Genomic DNA, 17,396 nt, shown 5'->3' with positions numbered 1-17,396 from the left:
CATTTGCCGCCGCATGATCGTGCAGCCCGCCGCCGGCGCGGCGCAGCGCCTCGGCCAGGGCCGGCACCAGCCAGCGATTATCGACCTGATGATCGGCCGGGCTGTGCACGGCGGCGGCCAGGCCCGGCCGCAGCATCGGCTCGCGCTTCAGCAGCTCGGCGCCGGTCAGCCAGCGCAGCTCGACGCCCAGCTTGCTCTGATAGTCGGCGGAGAAGCGCAGGTCGGCCGCGTCGTCGCGGGTCAGGGCCACGGCCAGCGTGCCCTCGTCGCGATAGCCGATCGGCAGGCCGGACGTGGCCTCGACCTCGCGGGCGAAGCTTGGCCACATCTCTTGCGCATGCCGGCACAGGCCGAACAGCGCCTCCTCCCCCGGCTCGGCCTCGAGCCCGGCGGCGAGCATGCCGGCGGCGGCCCAGCTGGCCTCGCGCCCGACCGGCCCGCGGTCGTAGACATCGACAGGGCAGCCGGCGCGGGCCAGGCGCCAGCCGATGGCCAGGCCGTTGACCCCGGCGCCGATGATCGCAACGCGCGGCCTTGCCCCACGCAACGGCGTCGGGCCGACGGAGTCGGCTCGCAATAAAGACGGAATCGGAATGCCGGTCATCTCAGGCTCCCTCCGCTGGCATGATCCAGGTCAGGTTCGATGGGTATGATCTCAGCCCGCCGTGACGACGGGCACCCCAGCCGATGGCATCATTTCAGTCCCGGAGGCGGGCGGGTTGCAACCCCTTTTTGCTGATGCCTGCTGTCGCGCTCCGTCAGACGCGCTGCACCGGACCGGGATAGGTCGCCAATCTGGCGTCGGCGGTCAGCAGCGTGACGCCCTCGATCGTCGCCTGAGCCACGAGAAGGCGATCGAACGGATCTTTGTGATGATCCGGCAGCCCGATGACGGCCGCGGCATGCGCGCCGGTGATCGCCAATTCCGAATAGCCGTTGTCCAGGAGGCCGCGACGCAGCAGATATGGATTGACCGAGAAATCGGGGCGGCCTAGGCCGGCCTTGATCGCTACCTCCCAGATGCTGACGGCGCTAAAGATCAGCTCATTCGCCGGATCGTCGATCAGCACCGCCGCTGCAGTGGACAACCCGCCGGCCGTCTCGATCGCCCCGCCCGAGACCGCAGCCCAGAGCAGGAGCTGCGTATCCAGCAGATACTTCATTCTTCGCCACTGAACATAGCCGCGATCTCGTCTTCGCCCATACGATCGAAATCGGCGGGAACCGTGATCTGCCCGGCGAGGAAACCGAGGCGCTTGATCTGGCGCGGAGCCGGAGCCTCGATTGCGACCACCTTCACCATCGGCTTGCCGCCCTTGGCGATCACGAAGGACTCGCCCTTGGCCGCCTGCTCGACCAATCGGGAAAGGTGCGTCTTGGCAGCATGGATGTTGTAGGTCTGCATCTTAACTATCCTAGCTTAGTTCACTAAACTTAGTTTACCATGAAGCAATCTCTCCGAGAAGGAGGAGCAGCCTCGCTGCCGTGTCGGCGCCCCTTCGTCTCCGGCGCCCCTGCCCCGCGCGGGCCCGACTTACGGAGGTCACACACGGCGTGTTAAGAAGCGGCCATGACAGAACAGACCAATGACAGCGGCGCAGGGGCGCCGAAAAAAGGGTGGTTCACCCGACTGAAGGAGGGGCTTTCGCGCTCCTCCGCCAAGCTGACCGAAGGCATCAGCAGCATCTTCACCAAGCGCAAGCTGGATGATGCGACGCTGGAGGAGCTGGAGGAGCTGCTAATCCAGGCCGATCTCGGCCCGGCCACCGCCGCCAAGCTGACCGCCGAGCTGGCCCGCACCCGCTTCGGCAAGGAGGTGTCGGGCGACGAGGTGCGGCGCGCCCTGGCCGAGCATGTGGCGCAGATCCTGCGCCCGGTGGCCAGGCCGCTGACCCTGTCCCCCGCGCACAAGCCGCAGGTGGTGCTGGTGGTCGGCGTCAACGGCACCGGCAAGACCACCACCATCGGCAAGCTGGCCAAGCAGTGGCGCGAGGAGGGCCGGTCGGTGATGATCGCGGCCGGCGACACCTTCCGTGCCGCCGCGGTGCACCAGCTGCAGGTGTGGGGTGAGCGCTCCGGCTGCCCGGTGGTCACCGCCAATCCCGGCGCCGACGCCGCCGGCCTGTCCTTCGACGCGCTGACCCGGGCGAAGGCCGAGGGGCGCGACGTGCTGCTGATCGACACCGCCGGCCGGCTGCAGAACAAGGACAATCTGATGGCTGAGCTGGCCAAGATCATCCGCGTTCTGAAGAAGATCGATCCGACCGCGCCGCACAACGTGCTGCTGGTGCTGGACGCCACCACCGGCCAGAACGCGCACAGCCAGGTCGAGGTGTTCCGCGAACTGGTCTCGGTCACCGGGCTGATCCTGACCAAGCTGGACGGCAGCGCCCGCGGCGGCGTGCTGGTGGCGCTGGCCGAGCGCTTCGGCCTGCCGGTGCACGCCATCGGCGTCGGCGAGAGCATCGACGACCTGCGGCCGTTCGACCCCGACCAGTTCGGCCGGTCGCTGATGGGAGTCGAGGCATGAGCAAGACCTCCCAGAAATTCGCCCCCGAGCAGTTCCGCGATGCCGCCGAGGCGGTGGCCCGGCTGCATGCGATCTACGACGCCAACACCGGCCTGCTGCGCGACGCCTTCCGCGCCTATTCCCGCGGCGAGGAGCCGGCCAGCCGGGTGCGCGCCTGCTATCCGTACCTGTCGGTCCGGGTCGAGGATTTCAGCCGGGCCGACACCCGCCTGTCCTACGGCTTCGTCGACCGGCCAGGCACCTTCAAGACCACGATCACGCGGCCGTCGCTGTTCCACCGCTACCTGACCGAGCAGATCGGCCAGATCATCCAGAACCACCATGTGCCGGTCGAGGTCGGGGTCAGCGACACGCCGATCCCGATCCACTTCGCCTTCCCCGACGGCATGCATGTCGAGGGCGACCTGACCCGCGAGCGCATGCTGCACATGCGCGCGGTGTTCGACCTGCCGGACCTGGCGATGATGGATGACAGCATCGTCAACGGCACCGCCCTGATCCCGCCGGATGAGCCGCACCCGCTGGCCCTGTTCACCGCGCCGCGGGCGGACTACTCGCTGTTCCGGCTGAAGCACTACACCGCCACCGGCTGCGAGCATTTCCAGAACTTCGTCCTGTTCACGAACTACCAGTTCTACATCGACGAGTTCATCCGCCTCGCCTACGGGCTGATGCAGGGCGACGGCGGCGGCTACGACGCCTTCGTCGAGCCGGGCGACCGCATCACCCTGCCCGGCGGCCGGGCCCGCGGTACCCCGGCGGCGCGGCTGCCGCAGATGCCGGCCTATCACCTGACCCGGCCGGACCATTCCGGCATCACCATGGTCAACATCGGCGTCGGCCCGTCCAACGCCAAGACCATCACCGACCACATCGCGGTGCTGCGGCCGCATGCCTGGATCATGCTGGGCCATTGCGCCGGCCTGCGGAACACCCAGAAGCTGGGCGACTACGTCCTGGCCCATGGCTATGTCCGCGAGGACCACGTGCTGGACGCCGACCTGCCGGTCTGGGTGCCGGTGCCGGCGCTGGCCGAGATCCAGGTGGCGCTGGAGCGCGCGGTCGGCGAGATCACCGGCCTCAGCGGCTACGGGCTGAAGAGCGTGATGCGCACCGGCACGGTGGCCACCATCGACAACCGCAACTGGGAGCTGCGCGACTATCGCGAGCCGGTGCAGCGCTTCAGCCAGAGCCGCGCCATCGCGCTGGACATGGAGAGCGCGACCATCGCCGCCAATGGCTTCCGCTTCCGGGTGCCCTACGGCACGCTGCTCTGCGTCTCCGACAAGCCGCTGCATGGCGAGCTGAAGCTGCCGGGCATGGCCGACGCCTTCTACAAGCAGCAGGTCGGCCAGCACCTGCAGATCGGCATCCGCGCTATGGAGCGGCTGCGCGAGCTGGGGCTGGAGCAGCTGCACAGCCGCAAGCTGCGCAGCTTCGCCGAAGTGGCCTTCCAGTAGGCCCATGCCGGAGAACACCCTTCCCCGGATGGACCGGCCCCGCATCGGGGTCGGCGCCGTGGTCTGGCGCGACGACCGGCTGCTGCTGATCCAGCGCGGCAAGGCGCCCCAGGCCGGGCAGTGGAGCATCCCCGGCGGCAGCCAGGAGCTGGGCGAGACCCTGTTCGAGGCGGCGCTGCGCGAGACCCGCGAGGAGGCCGGGATCGAGGCCGAGGCGCTGGGCATCGTCACCGCGGTCGATTCGATCCACCGCCACGCCGAGGGCGGGGTCGAGTGGCACTACACCATCATCGATGTCGAGGCCGAGTGGCGGTCCGGCGAGCCTGTGGCCGGCGACGACGCCGCCGCGGCGCGCTGGGCGACGCTGGAGGAGGCCGACGCGCTGATCGAGTGGCCGGAGCTGCGGCGGGTGCTGCACCTGTCGGCCCGGCAGCGGTCGCAGCGCCGGCGCACACCCGGCCCGGTGCGGCTGAAGCCGCGGCCGGACCTGATGCGGCTGATGCGCACGCCGCTGGGCCGGCTGGTGGCGCGGCCCTGGTTCGACGGCATGTCGCTGGCGCTGCTGCGCGGCTGGTTCCTGCCGGCATCGCGCAGCCTGGCCGCGGCGATCATCGCCGACGGCGACCTGCACCGCTTCTGCGCCGAGCTGCCGATCGCGCCCGACACCCTGGGCAAGCGGCCGCTGTGGCTGGGCCGCACCCTGCGCGACGTCGCCCGCCTGGCCGAGCAGCACCGCCAGGCCGAGGCGGAGTGGCAGCGTCTGCTGTTCTCCACCACCGCGCCTTTGGCCGATGTGGTGGCGGCGGAGGAGGCGCGGCTGGACGCGGCCTCGGCCCTGACCACCAGCCGGCTGCGCTTCGCCCTGTTCGGCAACAACCGCAAGATCCCGGCCTGCCGCTGGGTGATCCCGACCGAGGACGAGGTCGAGGCCCGGCACGGCGCCCGGCTGGCTGATCCCGCCAACGCCTACCGCCTGCCCGAGGAACTGCCGGTCGTCGAGGAGACGCGACGGCTGCCGAGCGAGCTGGGCACCGACCACTGGCTGACCTTCCCGACGCCCGACCCGGCGGTGGAGGCCCCGTGCTGGGCCCGCGTCTTCACCCCGGCCGACGCCGTCGACCCGCCGACGGTGATCCATCTGCACGGCATCTGCATGGAGCCGGACCATCTGCGCGGGCCGCTGAGCGAGATCGAATCCCTGGTCCGCCGCGGCCTGCGCGTGGTGCTGGTCGAGGCGCCGTGGCACGGCCGACGCAAGCGCCCCGGCACCTATGCCGGCGAACCGATGGTGGCGTCGACCCCGCTCGGCGCGCTGGACCACCTGTCGGCGGCGGTGCGCGAACTGGGCATCCTGACCCGCTGGGCCCGGCAGACCAGCCGCGGTTCCGTGGGGTGGAGCGGCATCAGCTTCGGCGCCCTGACCGCGCAGCTGGCCGCCACCCATTGCGGCGCCTGGCCGGCCGCCTGCCGGCCGGACGCCCTGCTGCTGTTCACCACCTCGGAGGGGATCGAGGAGATCGCCCTGGGCGGCGCCATCTCCCGCGCCTTCGGGCTGGACCGCGCGCTGTTGGCAGCAGGCTGGACCGAGGCGGCGCTGAGCCGCTGGCGGCCGCTGACCGACCCGGTGGAGCGGCCGCAGATGGACACCGGCAACGTCTTCATGGTGCTCGGCAGCAAGGACGACGTCACCCCCATCGCCGGCGGCCAGGCGATCGCCAAGCGCTGGGGCGTGCCGGAGGCGCAGCTCCATATCCGGCCGCAGGGCCATTTCTCGGTACCGGCCGGCCTGATGGTCGACGGCGCGCCGATCGCCGATTTCGCGGAAAGGCTGCTGTCGCTGTGAGCCTGCTGATCGTCACCGGCGGCGGCCGCGGCATCGGCGCTGCCATCTGCCGCCGGGCCGCGCGCGATGGCTGGGCCGTCGCCGTCAACTATCGCGCCGATGCCGCCGCGGCCGAGGCCGTGGCCGCGGAGATCACCGCTGCCGGCGGCCGGGCGATCGCGGTGCACGCCGATGCGTCGCGCGAGGACGAGATCCGGGACCTGTTCGACCGGGCCGAGGCCGCCTTCGGACCGGTCCAGGGGCTGGTCAACAACGCCGGCATCACCGGCCGCAACGGCGTGCTGGCCGATCTCGAGGCCGAAACGCTGCGCCAGGTCGTCGACGTCAATCTGGTGGGCCCGATCCTGTGCGCGCGGGAGGCGGTGCGCCGCTTCCGCGCCGCCGGCACCAAGGGCGCGATCGTCAGCCTGTCCTCGACCGCGGCGCAGACCGGCAGCCCGGGCGAATATGTCCACTACGCCGCGACCAAGGGCGCGATCGACAGCTTCACCATCGGCCTGGGGCGCGAGCTGGCGGCCGAGGGCATCCGCGTCAACGCGGTGGCGCCGGGCATGATCCGCACCGGGATCCACGCGCCGGGCCGGCTGGAGCGGGTGACGGGGCGGATCCCCGCCGGCCGGCCGGGCGAGCCGGAGGAGATCGCCGAGGCGGTGGCCTGGCTGCTGTCCGACGCGGCGCGCTACACCACCGCCACGGTGCTGAAGGTGGCGGGCGGCATCTGATCCTGCCTTGCGCCGGCCCGGATTTCGCCGCGCGCCCGCACCAGGATCGGCAGGACATCTGTCCGGCTGCGGCCGGATCTGATACTGGACGACCGAGGGGGATCGCGGCGTGGCGAGGGAGATATGATGATCCGGCGCGGTTTGCTTCCCATGGTGCTGCTGCTCAGCGGCGTCGGCATCCAGGCCGCCCAGGCCAGCGGCGATTTCGGCTGCGGGGTGACCTGGTCGCTGAAACAGGACGATCTCGACGGCTGCAACAACCTGCCCTTCCTCAGCCCCGCCAATGACAGCCGGGTGAATCTGCGCCTGCTGCTGGCCGACCAGGGCCGGGCGCCGATCCCGGACGGCGCGCCGACCGAATATGAGCGCGAGATGGGCTACGCGCTGGTGCCCTTCGGGCTGGAGCGGTTGGGCCCGCCGGAGGAGACGCCGGCGGATGCGCCCGCCGCCGGCGCCGGTAGCGGCGAGGCCGCGGTGGTCGAGACCCAGCCCGCCCCCGATCCCGACCGCGCGGCGCTGGCCGAGCTGGCGCAGAAGATCGGCGTGCCGCCCGACGCCGTGACCTCCGCCGCCGCCGAGAGCAGCGGCAACCTGTTCGCCACCGGCGAGGGCAGCCGCTGCGCCAGCAATGACGATGCCGCCGCCCGCGGCTTCCTGCAGCAGCTGGTGGGCAGCGCCGGCCTGCCGGGGCCGGAGCGGCTGTCGCTGGCCCGCGCCCGCCTGGCCATGCTGGGCGGCTGCAGCTGGGACGACGCACAGAAGGCGAAGCTGGTGCCGGCCGATGTGCAATCGGCGCCGGGCAGGCAGTTCGCCAGCTACCTGCAGGGCGCGGTCGCCTTCTATGCCGGCGACTTCCCGCAGGCGACCGCGGCGTTCAAGGCGCTGGACGGCAGCGACCAGCCCTGGCTGAAGGAGACGGCGCGCTACATGGAGGCGCGCACCCTCTTGAACCAGGCCCAGCAGAACGCCTTCGACGAGATGGGCTATCCCAAGCTGGAGAATGTCGACAAGGCCGTGCTGGCCGAGTCCGAGGCGGCGTTCCAGGACTATCTCCAGGTCTATCCGAACGGCCTCTACACCGCCTCCGCCCGGGGCCTGCTGCGCCGGGTCTACTGGCTGGGCGACGACCCGACCCGCCTGGCCGCCGCCTATGCCACGCTGCTGGGCCAGGCCCCGGCCGACGCCGCCGCGCTCGACACCGTGGTGCAGGAGACTGACAACAAGCTGCTGGTGTCCAAGCGCAGCGCCGACGTCACCGATCCGACGCTGCTGGCGGTGATGGACCTGATGGTGATGCGCGGCAAGGGCGCGGACGCCGATGGCGGCCAGACCTTGAGCCTGGACACGCTGGAGCAGCAGAAGCCGCGCTTCGCCGGCCAGCCGGAGCTGCAGGGCTACCTGGTGGCGGCCTACCAGTTCTACGTCGCCCAGTCGCCGGACGAGACGCTGAAGAGCCTGCCGGACCCGGTGCCGACGGGCGCCATGAGCACCGTCGCCTTCAGCCGCCAGACCCTGCGCGGCTTCGCGCTGGAGGCCAAGGGCGACTGGGCCGGGGCGCAGAGCCTGTGGCTGCAGCTGATCCCGCTGGCGAAGCCGCTGCAGCGCGCCCAGCTGGAACTGGCGCTGGCCATGAACTATGAGCGCAGCGGCAAGCTGGCCGCGGTGTTCGAGGCCGGATCGCCGATCAGGACGCCGGAGATCCGCCGCATCCTGCTGCGCAACCTGGCCGGGCAGGCGCTGCTGCGGCAGCAGGCCAAGGCCACCGATGCGACCGAGGAGGAGCGCGACACCGCCCTGTTCACGCTGCTGTACAAGGACCTGATGCGCGGCCACTACCGCGGTTTCGGCACCGATCTGGCGCTGCTGCCCGACCCGCTGCCGGAGAAGCCGTCGGTGCCCTGGGACCAGTCGCTGACCCTGTTCCACTGGGACGGCGCCACGGCCGAATCCGACTACACCTGCCCGTCAATCCGCGAGATCGCGGCGACGCTGCAGAAGAACCCGGAGAGCCCGGAGGGGCTGAACTGCCTGGGCGAGTTCATCCTGCGCAACGGGCTGGACTCCTACGCGCTGGACACCCAGCCGGACGACAAGCAGCTGGGCGGCACCGCCACCCAGTTCCCGGGCAAGGTGTATTCCCGGCTGGACGGCTACATGCATGTGATGGCGGACAGCAAGGCCGGCCGCAACGACCGCGCCTATGCCCTGTACCGCGCCATCAACTGCTTCGCGCCGAGCCAGAACAATGGCTGCGGCCCGCAGGAGATCCCGCAGAACCAGCGCAAGCAGTGGTTCCAGACGCTGAAGACGCGCTACGGCAACACCGTCTGGGCGAAGAGCCTGAAATACTACTGGTGACGATGCGGCGCCTGGCGCTCCTGGCCGCGGCGCTGCTGCTGGCGGCGACGCCGGCCGGCGCCACGGTCGACGCCGCCCGGCACGACGCCTTCTGGCTGTGGGCCGGGGTGCCGCCGCCCGCGGTGCTGGCCCAGGCGAAGACGCTGTACATCCTGCAGGGCCAGATCGACCCGGCGCCGCGCGGCGCCGGGGGGCCGGCAAGGATGATCGCCCAGGGCATCGCCGTGCCGCGGCTGCGCGAGGGCGAGGTCTGGCTGGCCTATCGCGCCCACACGCTGCGCTGGCCGCCGCAGATCCTGCCCACCATCCTGGCCCAGGCCCGGCGCTGGAAACAGGAAGGCAACCCGGTGGTCGGCATCCAGATCGATTTCGACGCCCGCACCCGCCACCTGCAGGAGTATGCCGCCTTCCTGCGCGAGCTGCGGGCCCAGCTGCCGGCGGACTACCGGCTGAGCATCACCGGGCTGATGGATTGGGGCAGCAACGCCGACCCAGAGGCGATCAACCAGCTGCGGGACGTGGTCGACGAGGTGGTGGTGCAGACCTATCAGGGCCGGCACACCATCCCGACCTACCGGTCCTACCTGCCGCGCATCGCCCGGCTGACCCTGCCCTTCAGGATCGGGCTGGTGCAGGACGGGGAGTGGGAAGCGTCGGACGCGCTTGCCGCCAGCCCCTGGTTCCGGGGGTATGTGGTCTTTCTCCTCAAACCCTGATTCTCATCCTGTCATTGCCGGGCTTGACCCGGCAATCCAGGGGCCCCGAGAGCGGCTCTGAAAGCCCCTGGATCCTCGGGTCAAGCCCGAGGATGACAGCAGGGGGATGTCAGCCTCTTCGCGACATTCGATAGGCATCCAGCTCCAGCGTCATCTCCACCAGGTCCATGCCGGGGGCAAAGCCGTCCGGCACCTGCCGGGTCTGGACGAAGCCGTGGCGGGCGAAGAAGCCGCGGCTGTGCTGCGTCGTCTCGATCGCTGCCGAGCGGAACGCCGGGTCGGCGGCGATGCGGTCGAGCCGCCCGGTCAGCAGCACCGTGCCCAAACCGCCGCGATGCCGGTCGCCGCGCACCATGCCCCAGCACAGCACCGCGACCGAGGCGTCGCCCTCGGCGGCCGCGTAGCCGCCGCAGCCCACCGCCTGCCCGGCCGCATCCTCCAGCACGAAGTACGGGCCGGGCAGGTCGTCGATGAAATCGGTGAAGTCCTGCCGCTCCTGCGGCGCGAAGAAGCGCGGCACGTTGCTGTCGAACAGGGCCAGGCCAAGGGCCCGGTCCTGCGGCCGCCAGGGCCGCAGAGTCGCGGCCAGGGAACGCCGCATCTGGATCGTCATGGTGCCGGAGCCGTATTCGGTGTCCGGACGGCGGCCGGTCTCGACATAGCCCGCGGCGCGGTACAGCGCCTGCGCCCGCCTGTTGAAGTCGTCGACCTCCAGCCGCGCGGCGGCATGGCCGGCCTTGGCGATCCGCCGCTCCGCCACATGCAGCAAGCCTCGGCCGAAGCCCAGCCCCCAACGGTCTGGATCGACCTGCATCGCGGTGACCAGGTCGTCCTCGACATGGGTCAGCCCGGCCACCGCGCCGCCAGTCTCGGCGACGATGATCGCGGCGCCCTCGGTCTCGACGAAGGACTCGGCGATGCGGCCGGCGCGGTAGCGCTCCGTCGCCTCCGGGGTCAGGTTGGGCGCGAAGGCCGCGTCCCAGCAGCGATGCAGGATGCGGACCAGCGCATCCCGGTCCTCGGGCCGTGCGGGCCGAAAGCGGGTGTTGTGGTCGGTCATCGGCGATTCTCCCGGTGCCGAATCTAGCGTATGAACCGGGCAACGGAGGGGGGCTTCATGACACAGACACGCACGATCCGCCGCATCGCCTGCGGCCTCGCCCTGCTGGGTGCCTTGGCGGGACCGGCGCTGGCCTATGACGACGCCACGGAGAGCCGGATCCGCACGCTGGTCGAGACCGGCATGCAGTACTACTGGTCCGGCGGCGACGTGAAGAAGGCCGAGGCGGAGGTGTTCAAGGGCATCACCCTGCACGGCCGCTACGATGTGGTCGAGCAGGCCTTCGCCGAGGCCTCGTCCCTGGCGCCGGAGCGGCTGGATTTTCGCTACGCCATCGCCTCGACCCAGATCATCCAGAAGAAGATCCCGGAGGCCGAGGCGACCTACCAGGAGATCACCAGGCACGACCCGCGCGCCACCGACGCCTATGCCTGGCTGGCGGCGCTGGCCCGGGTGCGCGGCGACGCCGACGCCACCGCGCTGGCCGACATCGCCCTGGCGGGCCTGGACCGGCCGCTGGCCGAGCGGTATCGCGCCCGCTTCGCCCGCACCGAGGCGATCCTGGCCGACCCGCCGACCACAGACGTTCCGGCGCTGCCGGGCAAGCCGGTGATCCTGGTTCTGGGCTATGCCCTGGCCAAGGACGGCACCATGCAGCCGACGCTGCTGGACCGGCTGGACGTGGCGCTGAAGGCGGCGCAGGCGAACCCGACGGCCCGGCTGATCGTCACCGGCGGCCAGCCCCAGGCCGGCGTGACCGAGGCCGACCTGATGACCCGCTGGCTGGTCGAGAAAGGCGTCGACCGCGACCGCATCATCGGCGAGGACAAGGCCAAGGACACGGTCGGCAACGGGCTGAACGCGGCCTCGCTGATCAAGCGCCATGGCGGCGATGCGGTGATCCTGGTCACCAGCGCCAGCCATATGCGCCGGGCCCGGGTGGTGGTCGAGGAGGCGCTGGCCCAGTACGGGCTGAGCCTGGCCGTGGTGCCGGCGATCGCGCTGGACGCGCCGTCGCTGGAGGAGGCGGCCAAGGTCACCCCGGATGAGCGGCTGGTGGTCTATCGCGACCTGATGCGGACGTCGGGGCTTTGGGCCTATCCGGGGCTGCAGCAATAGAGCGGCGTCACCCCCAAGAGTGTCATCGCCGGGCTTGACCCGGCGATCCAGAAGCTGTCGACAGTCTCTGGATGCCCGGGTCAAGCCCGGGCATGACAGTGTGAGAAAAGACCAGGCCCCATGTCCCCCGACCTCTCCGCCGTCCGGCGCGCCACGCTGATCGGCGGCACCGCCGTGCTGATGTGGGCGACGCTGGCCCTGCTGGCCACCTGGGCCAGCGCCATCCCGCCGTTCCAGCTGACCGGCATGGCCTTCGCCGTCGCCTTCCTGATCGGGCTGGGCTGGATGGCGCTGCAGGGCCGATCGCCGCTGGACGCCGCCCGGCAGCGGCCGGCGATCTGGCTGCTCGGCGTCGGCGGGCTGTTCGGCTACCACCTCGTCTTCTTCATGGCGCTGCGCCTGGCGCCGCCGGTCGAGACCAACCTGATCAACTACGCCTGGCCGCTGCTGATCGTGCTGTTCTCCGCCCTGCTGCCGGGCGAGCGGCTGCGCTGGTGGCATGTCGCCGGGGCGGCGCTGGGGCTGCTCGGCGTCGTGGTGCTGATCGGCGGGCGCGGCGTGGCTTTCGACCCCGGCTTCGCCCTGGGCTACGGCGCTGCCATGCTGTCGGCGATGATCTGGGCCGGCTATTCGGTGCTGAGCCGGCGGATCGGCGCGGTGCCGACCGAGACGGTGGGCTGGTTCTGCGGCGGCACCGCCCTCCTGTCCTTGCTGTGCCACCTGGCGCTGGAGCGGACGGTGGTGCCGGACGCCGCCGGCTGGGCGGCCGTGGCCGGGCTGGGCCTGGGGCCGGTCGGCTTGGCCTTCTTCGTCTGGGACCATGGGGTGAAGCGCGGCGACATCCGGGCGCTGGGCGCCTTCGCCTATGCCGCCCCGCTGTTGTCGACCCTGCTGCTGATCGCCTTCGGTCAGGGTGCCCTGACCCTGTCGGTCGGCGCCGCCTGCGCCCTGATCGTCGGCGGCGCCATCCTGGCCGGGCACGACCTGTGGGCCCGGCGCAAGGCAACGGTCTAGCCGAGGTCGAGCATGGCGCCGGAGCGGCGCCGCGTCTCCCGCCACAGGATGTACAGGCCGCTGCCGATGACGATCGCGGCGCCGGCCATGGTGACGGCGTCGACGGTGTCGCCGAACAGCACCAGCCCGTAGACCACGCCCCAGATCATCTGGCTGTACTGGAACGGCGTCACCGCGCTGGGCGGCGCCGCCTGCAGCGCCCGGATCAGCAGGATGTGGCCGGCGGCGCTGAGCACCCCGCCGCCGGCGAGGCCCAGCAGCCCGAGCGCGTCGGGCGTGACCCAGGCAAAGGGCAACGCGGCGCCGCCGCCGATCACCATGGCGAGGAACAGCATGGCCAGCTGCGCCGCGTCGCTCTCGCGCCGGCCGATCCGGCGCGACACGATCAGCGCGGCGGAGAAGAACAGTGGCGAGGCCAGCGCCGCGGCATGGCCGGCGTCGAGCGCCACCAGCCCCGGCCGCAGCATCACCAGGATGCCGAGGAAGCCGGCCACCACCGCCGCCCAGCGATGCCGGCCCACCGCCTCGCCCAGGAACGGCACCGACAGGGCGGTCACCAGGATCGGCGTGGCGAACAGGAGGGCGTAGACATCGGCCAGCGGCAGCCGGCCGAAGGCCCAGGCGGCCGCGATGGCCGAGGCGGTGATCAGGGCGCTGCGCAGCAGGGTGTGGCCGGGCAGGCGCGGCCGCAGCCGGTCCCAGCCGCCGGACCGCACCGCATGGGCGGCAGCCACCGGCAGGCCGAACAGACCGAAGAAGAAGAACAGCTCGAAGGCGGAGATGCCGCGGCTGCCGATCAGCCATTTCGACACGGCGTCGCCGGCCGAGAAGCAGGCGAATCCGGCGACGGCGCAGGCGATGCCGGTCCCGATCCGGTCGGCGCCGAGGGCAAGGCTGGTCATGGATGATCCGCGGGCGGCAGCACTGCCGTGTCTTAGCAGAGGCAGGCCACGGGGGCTTCGGAATTCCCAACACCGTCATTGCGAGCGCAGCGAAGCAATCCATGGCGCAGCTCGTGCGGGACGATGGATTGCTTCGTCGGCTTCGCCTCCTCGCAATGACGGACCCTTCCTGGGTCCTTCCCCCTACCCCAGCTCCGGCCGCCAGCCGGGCGGGGCAAGGGTGAAGCCTTCGAAGCGGAAGGCCGGGGCGACGACGCAGCTGACCAGGGTCCAGTCGCCGAGGCTGCGCGCGGCCTGCCAATGCCCCGCCGGCACCACGCCCTGGAAGCGGTCGCCGGCCAGGAGGTCGGGGCCGAGGCGCAAGACCTCGCCGGCCTGCCCGGTCCCCGCGATCGAGAGCTCCAGCGGCGCGCCGGCCTGCCAGATCCAGATCTCCGGCGCGTCCACCGCATGCCAGTGCGAGACCTCGCCGGCGCGCAGCAGGAAATGGATCAGCGAGGCCCGGCCGCGGCCGCCTTCCGGCGGCGGGTCGCGCCACAGCTCGACATAATGCCCGCCCTCCGGATGGGGCTGCATGCCGAGCTTGGCGATGATCGCCTCCGGCGTCAGGGCGCCGCTCATGCCTGGGCGATCGTGGTGACGTAGGACGGCCGCTCGGCGAAGGCCGCGTGCCAGGCCGCCAGACGCGGATGGGTCTCGCGCCAACCCCAGTCAGCGAAGCGCAGGTCGAGATAGCCGAGCGCGCTGGCGGCGGCGATGGTGCCGATGGTCAGCGGCCCGTCAAGCTCGGCCGCATCCGCCTCCATCTGGTCGAGCGACTTGCGGATCTTGCTCTTCTGCCGCTCGGTCCAGGCCTCGCTGCGCCCGCCCTCCTGGCGCAGCGTCAGCTCGTAGCGGATCAAGAGGGCCGCATCCATCAGCCCGTCGGCCAGGGCCTGCCAGCGCAGGGCGCGCCAGCGCTCCGGGCCGGGGGCCGGCAGCAGCTTTCCGCCCGCATGCAGCGAGTCGAGATACTCGCAGATCACCGGGCTGTCGTAGAGCGGGCCGAACTCCGTCTCCAGCACCGGGATCTTGTTCAGCGGGTTGCGCGCCGACAGGCCGCTGGCCGGGTCCTCGGTGCTGGTCGGCACCACCTCGATCCGGTCCTGCAGGCCGAGCTCGTGCGCGACGATGCGGACCTTGCGGGCGAAGGGCGAGAACGGGCTGTAGAGGAGCTTCATGGCGGTCCCTGACTCGATCGAACGACCCAAAACTGTCATGCCCGGGCTTGGCCCGGGCATCCAGAAACTATCGACACCCTCTGGATTGCCGGGTCAAGCCCGGCAATGACACCAAGTGATGGCCTTCGGCGTCTGTCCCGGAGGATGCCCCGGCCCGGTCAGAACCGGTCCTTGCGGCCGCGGATCTCGGCGAAGACGGCGACGGGGTCGGCGCCGGCCATGCCGATCGCGGCCTGCAGGTCGGGCTTGTCGGCGCGCAGGAAGGGATTGGCCAGCTTCTCGCGGCCGAGCTGGGCCGGGATGGTCGGGGCGCCGCTCTCGCGCGCGTCGTCGACATCCTCGGCATAGGCCTGCAGCACCGGATTGCCGCCGTCGACCGTCAGTGCGAAGCGGGCGTTCGACTGGGTGTATTCATGGCCGCAATAGATCCGGGTGGTGTCCGGCAGCGCCCGCAGCTTCTGCAGGCTGGACCACATCTGCGCCGGCGTGCCCTCCAGCAGGCGGCCGCAGCCCAGCGCGAACAGCGTGTCGCCGCAGAACAGCACCCCGGCATCCTCGAACCAGAAGGCGATGTGGCCGGCGGTGTGGCCCGGCACATCCAGCACGCTGCCGCGGGCGGCGCCGATCATGACGTGGTCGCCCTCGGCCACGCCGCGGTCGAGGTCGGGGATGCGCGCCGATTCCGCCGCCGGCCCGACGATCGAGGCGCCGTAGCGCTTCGCCAGCTCGTGGTTGCCGCCGACATGGTCGCCGTGATGGTGGGTGTTCAGGATCCAGTCCAGCCGGCCGCCCTTCGCCTCCAGCTTCGCCGCCACCGGGTCGGCCTCGCCGGGGTCGACCACCCCGACCATGCCGGTCGAGTCATCCTCCAGCAGATAGGCGTAGTTGTCCTTCAGGACGGGAATCAGCGTGACGCGAAGCGAGGCCATGCGTCCTCCTGGATCAGCGGGATCGGGACAGGTCGGGGCAGCATAGCCGCTCCCGCCCCGCTCGGCGACCCCGCCGAGCCCGTCACAGCTCGATGTCGGCCAGGCTCTCGATCAGCGTCACCCGCGGCACCGCCTCGACCGCGGCGCGGCGGCCGCGGGCCGGGCGGACCGGCGCCGCGCGGTCATCGGCGGCCTTGAGGTCGCCGAAATCGAGGCCGGTGCGGCTTTCCAGCTCTGCGATCGGCAGCTGGTACAGCCGGAACGGCTCCAGCCCCAGCACCTCGAGCCGGTTCAACAGGTCCTCCTGGGTCAGCAGGAAGGCCTTGGCCTTGAGCGCCCCGGCCTCGACATAGGCCACGATCTTCCAGAAGTCGCGCGGGATGGCGGTGCCGCGATAGACCGGGTCGTCGTCGCGGAACACCGGGCCGCCCAGCACCGAGACGCGCAGCTGCTCGACCTCCACCTCCTCCAGGATCGCGTTCTCCAACAGGCCCCACAGGCCGTTCAGCCCGGACTGGTTGTAGGCCTCGTGCTGCGGCGCGATGTTGGTGAAGTAGAAGGATTCGCGGTTGGCTCGCGCCGCCTCCTCCGGCGTCCCCCAGACCAGGTCCTGGCGCCGGGCGATGTGGCCGCGGTCGAGGCGGTTGGAGGCGTAGAGCGCGTCGCCGGTCTGCCATTTCGCGTCGACCAGCGGGTCGAGAGTGAATTTCAGCCCGCTGCGGCTGAGCATGCGGATCTGGCCGCCATCGACGTTCCAGGCCACCCAGCGGGCCAGGCGGCGCGACTTGCTGAGCACCAGCGAGAAATGGGTGTGGCGGATGACCGGGGAGCCGCCGGCCTTGGCCGCATCCGTCTCCTGCGCCTTCGACATCGCCGGCAGCTTCACGGTCTTGCCAGACAGGAAGTTCGGGTCGAAGCCGCCGCCGGTGGCGGCCGGCGCGGCCAGCGCCTCGGCCGGCGGCGTCGGCTCGATCTCCAGCTTCTTGAACACGGCGTCGGCGGCGCAGGCCAGGGCGAAGTCGCCCTCGGTGGCCTCCGCCCCCTCGGCCTCGCCGCCGAAATGCAGGCCCAGCATGACGTCGGCCGGGGCGCCCTTGCCGTCGAGGCCGAGCCAGACCGAGCCGGAATCGCCGCCCTTGCTGATCTCGTGCTCCGGCGCCGGGTGCTCCGGGTCGGGCCCGATCTCAAAGCCGCCGATGCGCTTGGTGCCGACGCCGTCGCCGTAGAACAGCTTCACCGTGGTCTCGATCCGGGTGACGATGCCGCGGGTGACGCCGGTGGTGCGGCCGGACTTCACCACCTTGTCGCCCAACTCCGGCCGGCCGAGCCGCGCGACCTTGACCCCGAGGTCGAGGATCGTCGGGTCGACCTCCCGCCCCTCGATCCGGGCGATGGCGCAGTCCCCGGCCAGGCCGAGATGGCTGCGCACCAGCACGCCGCAGCCATTGCTCTCGATCCGGTTGTCGTCGAACGGCCCGGGCTGCACCACCGTGTCGCCCAGCCGTCCCTGCTCGCCCTGCAGC

General features: G+C 71.2%; 17 protein-coding genes and 1 riboswitch. Of the genes, 8 read left to right on the top strand and 9 right to left on the bottom strand.

Translation table 11 applies throughout. The annotated features are described in order from the left end of the window. From ABDW35_RS14270 to ABDW35_RS14260, 3 genes are all read right to left on the bottom strand, one after another. Positions 1–604 (bottom strand): FAD-dependent oxidoreductase (locus ABDW35_RS14270; RefSeq protein WP_343714538.1); only part of this gene is annotated, 604 nt, incomplete at its 3' end. Next, positions 595–693: riboswitch (TPP riboswitch) on the bottom strand. It overlaps the preceding gene by 10 nt. A 65-nt stretch (positions 694–758) precedes the next feature. Then, positions 759–1,163, bottom strand: coding sequence for a type II toxin-antitoxin system VapC family toxin (locus ABDW35_RS14265; RefSeq protein ID WP_343714537.1), 405 nt, complete (start codon positions 1,161–1,163; stop codon positions 759–761). After that, positions 1,160–1,405: a type II toxin-antitoxin system prevent-host-death family antitoxin gene (locus ABDW35_RS14260; RefSeq protein WP_343714536.1), complete on the bottom strand. Its 246-nt coding sequence runs from the start codon at positions 1,403–1,405 to the stop codon at positions 1,160–1,162. The genes ABDW35_RS14265 and ABDW35_RS14260 overlap by 4 nt, the downstream gene beginning before the upstream one ends. 165 nt (positions 1,406–1,570) lie before the next feature. Here ABDW35_RS14260 and ftsY point away from each other — a divergent pair, with 165 nt between their 5' ends. The 6 genes from ftsY to ABDW35_RS14230 all read left to right on the top strand — a co-directional run bounded on the left by ftsY (position 1,571) and on the right by ABDW35_RS14230 (position 9,629). Further along, the gene (gene ftsY / locus ABDW35_RS14255; protein ID WP_343714535.1) at positions 1,571–2,530 is read left to right on the top strand and encodes a signal recognition particle-docking protein FtsY; all 960 of its coding nucleotides are present in this window, start codon (positions 1,571–1,573) and stop codon (positions 2,528–2,530) included. Continuing rightward, a complete protein-coding gene (locus ABDW35_RS14250) occupies positions 2,527–3,990 on the top strand; it encodes an AMP nucleosidase (RefSeq protein WP_343714534.1) in 1,464 nt (487 codons plus the stop codon). Before ftsY ends, ABDW35_RS14250 begins: the two co-directional genes overlap by 4 nt. 28 nt (positions 3,991–4,018) lie before the next feature. Beyond that, positions 4,019–5,833 carry an NUDIX hydrolase gene (locus tag ABDW35_RS14245; protein ID WP_343714533.1) on the top strand — a complete coding sequence of 605 codons (1,815 nt, stop codon included), beginning with the start codon at positions 4,019–4,021 and terminating at the stop codon, positions 5,831–5,833. Continuing rightward, on the top strand, positions 5,830–6,555 hold the full coding sequence (locus ABDW35_RS14240) for an SDR family oxidoreductase (RefSeq protein ID WP_343714532.1): 726 nt from the start codon (positions 5,830–5,832) through the stop codon (positions 6,553–6,555). Before ABDW35_RS14245 ends, ABDW35_RS14240 begins: the two co-directional genes overlap by 4 nt. Before the next feature lie 123 nt (positions 6,556–6,678). Continuing rightward, positions 6,679–8,913: a hypothetical protein gene (locus ABDW35_RS14235; protein ID WP_343714531.1), complete on the top strand. Its 2,235-nt coding sequence runs from the start codon at positions 6,679–6,681 to the stop codon at positions 8,911–8,913. 2 nt (positions 8,914–8,915) lie between these two features. Further along, positions 8,916–9,629, top strand: coding sequence for a DUF3142 domain-containing protein (locus ABDW35_RS14230; RefSeq protein ID WP_343714539.1), 714 nt, complete (start codon positions 8,916–8,918; stop codon positions 9,627–9,629). Positions 9,630–9,738: 109 nt separating this feature from the next. Here ABDW35_RS14230 and ABDW35_RS14225 read toward each other — a convergent pair whose 3' ends face one another. After that, on the bottom strand, positions 9,739–10,689 hold the full coding sequence (locus tag ABDW35_RS14225) for a GNAT family N-acetyltransferase (RefSeq protein WP_343714530.1): 951 nt from the start codon (positions 10,687–10,689) through the stop codon (positions 9,739–9,741). 57 nt (positions 10,690–10,746) lie between these two features. Between ABDW35_RS14225 and ABDW35_RS14220 the strand changes: the two genes are divergently transcribed. Continuing rightward, positions 10,747–11,808 (top strand): ElyC/SanA/YdcF family protein, encoded by a 1,062-nt coding sequence (locus ABDW35_RS14220; protein WP_343714529.1) that lies wholly within the window; start codon positions 10,747–10,749, stop codon positions 11,806–11,808. 120 nt (positions 11,809–11,928) lie between these two features. Further along, complete coding sequence (locus ABDW35_RS14215; RefSeq protein ID WP_343714528.1) at positions 11,929–12,822, top strand: EamA family transporter; 894 nt, start codon at positions 11,929–11,931, stop codon at positions 12,820–12,822. Here ABDW35_RS14215 and ABDW35_RS14210 read toward each other — a convergent pair. From ABDW35_RS14210 to ABDW35_RS14190, 5 genes are all read right to left on the bottom strand, one after another. Next, positions 12,819–13,724: a DMT family transporter gene (locus ABDW35_RS14210; RefSeq protein WP_343714527.1), complete on the bottom strand. Its 906-nt coding sequence runs from the start codon at positions 13,722–13,724 to the stop codon at positions 12,819–12,821. The two genes, ABDW35_RS14215 and ABDW35_RS14210, sit on opposite strands and share 4 nt — an antisense overlap. Before the next feature lie 183 nt (positions 13,725–13,907). Next, positions 13,908–14,345: a cupin domain-containing protein gene (locus tag ABDW35_RS14205; protein ID WP_343714526.1), complete on the bottom strand. Its 438-nt coding sequence runs from the start codon at positions 14,343–14,345 to the stop codon at positions 13,908–13,910. Further along, positions 14,342–14,944 (bottom strand): glutathione S-transferase, encoded by a 603-nt coding sequence (locus tag ABDW35_RS14200; RefSeq protein WP_343714525.1) that lies wholly within the window; start codon positions 14,942–14,944, stop codon positions 14,342–14,344. The genes ABDW35_RS14205 and ABDW35_RS14200 overlap by 4 nt, the downstream gene beginning before the upstream one ends. A 158-nt stretch (positions 14,945–15,102) precedes the next feature. Further along, complete coding sequence (gloB, locus tag ABDW35_RS14195; RefSeq protein WP_343714524.1) at positions 15,103–15,873, bottom strand: hydroxyacylglutathione hydrolase; 771 nt, start codon at positions 15,871–15,873, stop codon at positions 15,103–15,105. An 82-nt stretch (positions 15,874–15,955) separates the two neighbouring features. Beyond that, on the bottom strand, positions 15,956–17,396 hold a 1,441-nt coding region (locus ABDW35_RS14190), incomplete at its 5' end, for a DNA/RNA non-specific endonuclease (protein WP_343714523.1).

It is taken from the genome of Inquilinus sp., assembly GCF_039594555.1.
In the GTDB taxonomy this organism is placed as follows: domain Bacteria; phylum Pseudomonadota; class Alphaproteobacteria; order DSM-16000; family Inquilinaceae; genus Inquilinus.
This window is presented reverse-complemented; position numbering and strand designations above follow the sequence as displayed.

Coding starts and splice junctions, on each gene's coding strand:
- ABDW35_RS14225 (WP_343714530.1), bottom strand. CDS start 10,689: ATGACCGACCACAACACCCGCTTTCGGCCCGCACGGCCCGAGGACCGG.
- gloB (WP_343714524.1), bottom strand. CDS start 15,873: ATGGCCTCGCTTCGCGTCACGCTGATTCCCGTCCTGAAGGACAACTAC.
- ABDW35_RS14265 (WP_343714537.1), bottom strand. CDS start 1,163: ATGAAGTATCTGCTGGATACGCAGCTCCTGCTCTGGGCTGCGGTCTCG.
- ABDW35_RS14215 (WP_343714528.1), top strand. CDS start 11,929: ATGTCCCCCGACCTCTCCGCCGTCCGGCGCGCCACGCTGATCGGCGGC.
- ABDW35_RS14210 (WP_343714527.1), bottom strand. CDS start 13,724: ATGACCAGCCTTGCCCTCGGCGCCGACCGGATCGGGACCGGCATCGCC.
- ABDW35_RS14260 (WP_343714536.1), bottom strand. CDS start 1,405: ATGCAGACCTACAACATCCATGCTGCCAAGACGCACCTTTCCCGATTG.
- ABDW35_RS14250 (WP_343714534.1), top strand. CDS start 2,527: ATGAGCAAGACCTCCCAGAAATTCGCCCCCGAGCAGTTCCGCGATGCC.
- ABDW35_RS14205 (WP_343714526.1), bottom strand. CDS start 14,345: ATGAGCGGCGCCCTGACGCCGGAGGCGATCATCGCCAAGCTCGGCATG.
- ABDW35_RS14235 (WP_343714531.1), top strand. CDS start 6,679: ATGATGATCCGGCGCGGTTTGCTTCCCATGGTGCTGCTGCTCAGCGGC.
- ABDW35_RS14200 (WP_343714525.1), bottom strand. CDS start 14,944: ATGAAGCTCCTCTACAGCCCGTTCTCGCCCTTCGCCCGCAAGGTCCGC.
- ABDW35_RS14230 (WP_343714539.1), top strand. CDS start 8,916: ATGCGGCGCCTGGCGCTCCTGGCCGCGGCGCTGCTGCTGGCGGCGACG.
- ABDW35_RS14245 (WP_343714533.1), top strand. CDS start 4,019: ATGGACCGGCCCCGCATCGGGGTCGGCGCCGTGGTCTGGCGCGACGAC.
- ftsY (WP_343714535.1), top strand. CDS start 1,571: ATGACAGAACAGACCAATGACAGCGGCGCAGGGGCGCCGAAAAAAGGG.
- ABDW35_RS14220 (WP_343714529.1), top strand. CDS start 10,747: ATGACACAGACACGCACGATCCGCCGCATCGCCTGCGGCCTCGCCCTG.